The organism is Candidatus Pantoea carbekii (assembly GCF_000971765.1).
Classification (GTDB): domain Bacteria; phylum Pseudomonadota; class Gammaproteobacteria; order Enterobacterales; family Enterobacteriaceae; genus Pantoea_A; species Pantoea_A carbekii.
The window spans coordinates 993,409-1,000,000 of record NZ_CP010907.1 but is presented as its reverse complement, the minus strand read 5'-3'; the positions used below and the strand labels follow the sequence as shown (position 1 = coordinate 1,000,000).

7 protein-coding genes are annotated in these 6,592 nt (G+C 32.3%); 2 read left to right on the top strand and 5 right to left on the bottom strand.

Annotated features, from left to right (window positions below; genetic code table 11):
• Positions 1-622: 622 nt before the first annotated feature.
• Both aroE and BMSBPS_RS03630 read right to left on the bottom strand, forming a co-directional pair.
• Positions 623-1,456, bottom strand: a complete 834-nt coding sequence (gene aroE, locus BMSBPS_RS03635; protein ID WP_022564248.1) for a shikimate dehydrogenase — start codon at positions 1,454-1,456, stop codon at positions 623-625.
• A gap of 3 nt (positions 1,457-1,459) precedes the next feature.
• A complete protein-coding gene (locus BMSBPS_RS03630; protein ID WP_022564247.1) occupies positions 1,460-2,035 on the bottom strand; it encodes a Sua5/YciO/YrdC/YwlC family protein in 576 nt (191 codons plus the stop codon).
• Between the two features lie 808 nt (positions 2,036-2,843).
• Between BMSBPS_RS03630 and def the strand changes: the two genes are divergently transcribed.
• Positions 2,844-3,377 (top strand): peptide deformylase, encoded by a 534-nt coding sequence (def, locus tag BMSBPS_RS03625; RefSeq protein ID WP_044169954.1) that lies wholly within the window; start codon positions 2,844-2,846, stop codon positions 3,375-3,377.
• 12 nt (positions 3,378-3,389) lie between these two features.
• On the top strand, positions 3,390-4,352 hold the full coding sequence (gene fmt / locus BMSBPS_RS03620) for a methionyl-tRNA formyltransferase (RefSeq protein WP_022564245.1): 963 nt from the start codon (positions 3,390-3,392) through the stop codon (positions 4,350-4,352).
• A 191-nt stretch (positions 4,353-4,543) separates the two neighbouring features.
• Here the strand turns inward: fmt and rplQ are convergent, their stop codons facing one another.
• Genes rplQ through rpsD form a run of 3 tightly spaced genes read right to left on the bottom strand, consistent with a single transcriptional unit; the run spans position 4,544 to position 6,590 of the window.
• Positions 4,544-4,912: a 50S ribosomal protein L17 gene (rplQ, locus tag BMSBPS_RS03615; protein WP_022564244.1), complete on the bottom strand. Its 369-nt coding sequence runs from the start codon at positions 4,910-4,912 to the stop codon at positions 4,544-4,546.
• A 42-nt stretch (positions 4,913-4,954) separates the two neighbouring features.
• Complete coding sequence (locus tag BMSBPS_RS03610) at positions 4,955-5,944, bottom strand: DNA-directed RNA polymerase subunit alpha (protein ID WP_022564243.1); 990 nt, start codon at positions 5,942-5,944, stop codon at positions 4,955-4,957.
• A gap of 25 nt (positions 5,945-5,969) precedes the next feature.
• The gene (gene rpsD, locus BMSBPS_RS03605) at positions 5,970-6,590 is read right to left on the bottom strand and encodes a 30S ribosomal protein S4 (protein WP_022564242.1); all 621 of its coding nucleotides are present in this window, start codon (positions 6,588-6,590) and stop codon (positions 5,970-5,972) included.
• Between the last annotated feature and the right edge of the window lie 2 nt (positions 6,591-6,592).

Below are 6,592 nucleotides of genomic sequence, written 5' to 3'. Positions count from 1 at the left end.
TATTATAACAATCAATTCATCAGAGATCTGCTTAATTTTTTGCAAGAACATTTTACGTTATGATATCTATCTCGCTAGTACTCACATAGATTGTCTGATAAATATTAGATAATTTTTAATAAATTAAATTACTTTCTTGCTTTCTGAAAACTGCTACTATGGAAACAGTATACTATGTTTTCTTAGAGAGTCAATATATTTTTTTAAAAATTTTCTGTTTTTAATATCCATTAAAACAATACTACATACAATAGTCTAGAATGGTAATAATACAAAGATTAAATCTTATCAGATAATTTTATTACAGTCAATAATACATGAATACGATAATATGTTTTTTCAAATAATAATGTTTAATAAACCAATTATTGATAATTTATATTTTAAGTTATATAAATATTTTATTAATGTTGCAGATTACACATAAATTTTATTTTTATTCATGTAACTACCATGGTTATTATCGATCGTACAGTGGGAATATCAATAGTTTGTTGCATTAGAAAATAATAAATCTGATTTATTATTCAATTAAAAAGGGAGATTTAGTAGTTCTTAACTTAAAACATTTTTTAGATACACGCTTACTAGCACGTATCTATTCGATCAATTTATTAATGTACTATAATAACTTATTTTCGTGTTGCATTATATTTTGTAGTTTAACAATCACTGAACTAATTTCTGGCATTACACCATGCCATAATTGAAAAGAATGAGCTGCTTGTGCTACTAGCATACCTAATCCATCAGAAAAATGCTGTGCGCCCTGATACCGACACCACAATAGAAACGGTGTTAAACTTTTTTTATAAAACATATCATAACAACGAATTTCCGAAAAAATTAGTGATGATGGTAAAGGAGGAATGTTTCCTTCTAAACCGCTAGAAGTTGCATTTATAATTAGATCAAAATGTTGGTTTTGCAGTTTATCAAAACTCGTGGATCGAATATCACCACTATTTCGAAAGATTTCTACCAACTGTTCAGCTCGTTTAATTGTGCGATTTACGACTAATAACGAACATCCTAGCGATAGCATAGGTAAAATGACGCCGCGTGCCGCACCTCCTGCTCCTATAAGTAGGATACGATCACCCGTATGTATCATCGCTAAACGCTCTAAATCACTTAAAAGTCCAATGCCATCTGTATTATCACCAATAATTTTACCATGCATATTTTTTTTTAATGTATTTACAGCTCCCGATAAAGCAGCACGTTCACTAAGTTCATCAGCAAACTCCCAAGCTTGCTGTTTAAAAGGCATAGTTATGTTAGCACCTTGTCCTCCAGTTGCAAAAAAATCACTGATTGTTTGCGAAAAAGCATCCATTGGTACGCATACACGACCATAATTGTGTTGAATAGCAGTTTGTTGAGCAAACAAACTATGAATCATAGGAGATTGACTATGCGCTACAGGATTTCCAAATACAGCAAATTGTTCCATAAATTAGCCCTGACGTATAATTTTGCCGCTAATAGCGTCACGAATTTCAGAAGGATTTAAACGCCCACCAATCTTAGCATGCAATACTGGAAAATTTAAACCAAATTGTTGCTCTACTTCTACTAAATTACGACATGGGGGTTTACCACATAAATTAGCACTTGTCGAAACTAATGGTTTACCAAAACCACAGCATAATTCACGCACACTATCATGATTACTTACTCGTACAGCTATTGATTTTGAAAAGCCTATTAACCAATACGGAGTAGTTGCTGAAGCAGGAACTACATAGGTGATTGGACCTGGCCATCTGCTAAGCATCTCTTCACGCTGTAAGATCGTCAGTTTCTGCTCATCAATATAGGGTCTTAACCGTAAATATTGATCAGAGATAAGTATCAATCCTTTTTTTATAGGACGTTTTTTAAGTATTCGTAATTCCATTACAGCGCTTTTATTATCAGGATCGCACCCTAATCCAAATACTGCTTCAGTAGGATAAGCTATAATTTTATGTTGGTGTAATTGCTCAATACAAAAATTAAGGCTGCCGAATAAATACTTGCTTGGATTCATAGTTTTTAATTTATCCTAGATATTTAAAGTTCCAGAAAATCTATTACCAAAAACATTCTCATTTTTAAACTATGCTTTGTTTAAAAATGAGAGAAATAGCACATATTACATATGTAATATTAAGCCTTTATATTTAATACAACTTGCTTTTTAAATTACTATTTTCATAAAATCAGTTTTACTAAAAAACTATAAATAGTCACTGAATCTATATTTATTTGCGTAACTTTTAGGTAATTTGTATAATTCCACTCTAATTAATCAATATATTTTGCTCAATACTGCAAATATTTCATTTAATCCACTATTTTATAATTTTTATAAGAAAAATTTTTATTTTAAAAATATACATTCTTTTTAAGAATAGGAAGTAGGATCTATTATCTTATCTATCATGTAAAATTAAGTAAGCATAATAATCTGTTAGCCTAATTAATTTCTTAATATAAAGATTTTTTAATGACTATTGTAAAGAATTTATTAAATGTGATAAAATTTTTGTTTTGATATAATGACTATTTTGCATAAATAGAACAGATTTTTTGCTTTCATTGAAGCGATATACGTTTTATTAGTATTATAATTTTATAACGAATGTCTCATATAATATTCTGAATGCGACTATACGTGACTGTGGAAAATGAGATTACTAATATGATATTGCATCCAATTAAATTGAAATTCAATAAGATTTGATTTTTGAATTTCAATTTAACATTATTGCGTGGCATTTAATTATTTAAATTTTATAATTTTTTTGAAATAATGATAAAATTTTACGTAATTTTAAACATAAATTTGGATATCTATGTCAATTTTGCAGATATTATATTTTCCTGATTGTCGACTTCGTAAAATTGCTGAACCTGTAGTTACCATGAATTCTACAATTCAGCGCATTATAGATGACATGTTTGAAACTATGTATGCTCAAGAAGGTATTGGCTTAGCAGCAACACAGGTAGATATTCATCAGCGTATTATCGTTATCGATATATCACAAGAATCACAAGATAATAATAAAAAACTAGTTTTAGTTAATCCAAAAATGTTGAAAAAAAGCGGAGAAGTTAGTATCGAAGAAGGTTGTCTGTCTATTCCTCAACAGCGTGCATTTGTACCGAGAGCTAAATTCCTAAAAATACATGCACAAGATCGCTACGGTAAAATTTTTGAACTAAAAGCAGATGGATTATTAGCGATTTGCATTCAACATGAAATTGATCATCTAGATGGTAAACTCTTTATAGATTACTTATCTCCATTAAAACGTGAACGCATTAAACAAAAGCTAAAAAAGTTTTCTCGTCAACAGTCAAAAAAATTAATAATTTTTAAATAGAAAAAACAGAGAATGCTAAACTACCTATCTGAACCATTAAAAATTATATTTGCCGGTACACCTTGTTTTGCAGCATCTCATTTAGATGCTCTTATTTCTTCTTCCACATATAAAATAGTGGGTGTATTTACACAACCTGATCGTCCTGCAGGACGTGGTAATAAACTTCACTGTAGTCCTGTAAAAATTGTAGCACAAAAATATAACATTCCGATATTTCAGCCTCAATCGTTACAAACAGATGAGTCTCAAAAATTATTTGTAAGTTTAAAAGCTGATATTATAATAGTAGTAGCATATGGATTAATTTTTCCAAAAAAATTGCTTGAATTACCGAGATTGGGTTGCATCAATGTACATGGTTCATTATTACCTCGATGGCGAGGTGCTGCTCCTATTCAACGTTCTTTATGCGCAGGTGATTTAGAAACTGGTGTAACGATTATTAAAATGGATATAGGTCTTGATACTGGTAAAATTTTGTATAAAATTTCTTGTCCAATTACTTCCGAAGATACTAGTCTCTCATTATATAATAAGCTGGCACACCTTGGTATAAAAGCTATGTTTCTAACGTTAGAAAAATTGTTAACTAATAATATACAGTTAGAAGTGCAAAATGAAAGTTTGGCAACGTATGCTCATAAATTAACTAAAGAAGAAGCACGTCTTGATTGGTCGTTTTCTGCAATATATTTAGAGCGTTGTATTCGTGCTTTTAATCCATGGCCAATGAGTTATTTTACGGTTAATGGACAGTTAGTAAAAGTCTTTCAGGCAAATGTATTGCCTTCTAAAAGCAAAATACAAACAGGAGAGATCGTAGATATAAGTAAATATGGTATTCAAATAGCTACTGCGGACAATATACTTAATTTAACAATATTACAACCTTCCGGTAAAAGAGCTATGTCTGCTCAAGAGATCCTTAATTCACGTCGCGAGTGGTTTACTCCAGGTACTGTTTTGACTTAAGTTTTAGCTATATTTGAATATATTGATTGAGATATAGCTAAAGATAAATAAATTAAACATATAACATAGAAAATAAAATATAAAATAGAGGAATGGATGTTACATGATGTAAATGATCAGAAAATATTTAATATTCAAGTGTATAAAACTTGCTTAAGAGCAAGTTTTATACACTTGAATTGCAGTTCAGCTTATGAAGTTTCTGGACGATCAAGCAATTCAATATATACCATTGGAGCATTATCTCCATTACGAAAGCCACATTTCAAGATACGAGTATAACCACCTGCACGATTTATAAAACGAACTCCTAAATTATTAAATAATTTTGAAACCATCTCATTATTACGAATATGTGCAAATGCTATACGACGGTTCGCTACAGTATCAACTTTTGCAAGAGTAATTAGCGGTTCAATTACGCAACGTAGTTCTTTTGCTTTTGCTATAGTTGTTTTAATAACCTCATAACGAATTATAGAGCTAACCATATTTCGAAACATAGCTTGACGATGGCTACTATTACGATTTAAGTGACGACCACTTTTTTGATGGCGCATAATTTACATCCTTTCCAAAGTAAGCTTCATCTATACTCCTATTTATTCATCAATAATACTTTCCGGTGGCCAATTTTCCAATCGCATACCCAATGATAAACCACGGGACGCTAATACATCTTTAATCTCTGTAAGAGATTTTTTACCTAAATTTGGTGTCTTTAGCAATTCTACTTCTGTGCGCTGTACTAAATCACCAATATAATGAATAGCTTCTGCTTTAAGACAATTAGCAGAACGGACAGTTAATTCTAAATCATCGACAGCACGTAGAAGAATGGGATCAAATTCTGGTTTTTCTTCTTTTACTTCTGGCTGACATACATCACGTAAATCAACGAAAGCTTCTAATTGTTCTGCCAAAATAGTAGCAGCACGTCGAATTGCTTCTTCAGGATCAATGGTTCCATTGGTTTCCATTTCAATTATTAGTTTATCTAAATCTGTACGTTGTTCTACACGCGCAGCTTCAACATTATAAGCAATTCGGTCTACAGGACTATAGCACGCATCTATCAACAAACGACCAATTGGACGTTGATGTTCCTCTGAGTGCATTCGTGCCGAAGCAGGCACATAACCACGACCACGCTGTACTTTAATACGCATGCTAATAGATGATTTTTCGTCAGTCAGGTTACAAATAACATGCTGTGGTTTCACAATTTCAACATCACTATCATAAATAATATCTGCAGCAATCACAGGACCAATGCCAGTTTTATTTAAAGTGAGAATTACTTCGTTTTTATCATGTACTTTTACCGCTAATCCTTTCAGGTTTAGTAGAATTTCCAAAACATCTTCCTGTACTCCCTCTTTACTAGAATATTCATGTAGCACCCCATCAATTTCAACTTCGGTTACTGCACAACCAGGCATTGAAGAAAGTAAAATTCGACGTAGTGCATTACCAAGAGTATGACCGAAACCACGCTCCAACGGTTCAAGTGTGACCCGAGCATGTGTTGAGCTTACTTGTTCGATATCTACCAAACGTGGTTTTAGAAATTCTGTCACAGAACCCTGCATTTTATCCTCGCTTTAATACTAAACTTTATTTGGAGTAAAGCTCGACTATTAGATGTTCATTAATGTCTGCAGATAGATCAGCACGCTCTGGAGCATTCTTGAACAAACCTTCCATTTTAGTTGCATCAACCTCCAGCCAAGCCGGATTTTCACGTTGCTTAGCTAATTCTAAAGCAGCTTTGACACGAGATTGATCTTTAGCTTTTTCACGAATGCTTATTATGTCATTTGGAAAAACCTGGTAAGAAGCAATGTTAACAACACGCTTATTTACTAAAATAGACTTATGGTTAACCAACTGTCGTGCTTCTGCACGAGTAGCACCGAAACCCATGCGGTACACAACATTGTCTAAACGGCCTTCTAATAGAGATAAGATCTTTTCTCCAGTATTGCCTTTAAGACGTGCTGCTTCTTTATAATAATTATGAAATTGACGTTCTAAAACCCCATAAATACGACGAACTTTTTGTTTTTCACGTAACTGAGTACCATAATCAGACAGACGAGGCTTACGTGCTCCATGTTGACCAGGCGCCTGTTCAATTTTACACTTAGAATCGATCGCACGAACACCAGACTTAAGAAATAAATCGGTGCCTTCACGACGGCTTAGCTTCAACTTAGGACCTAAATATTTTGCCATTT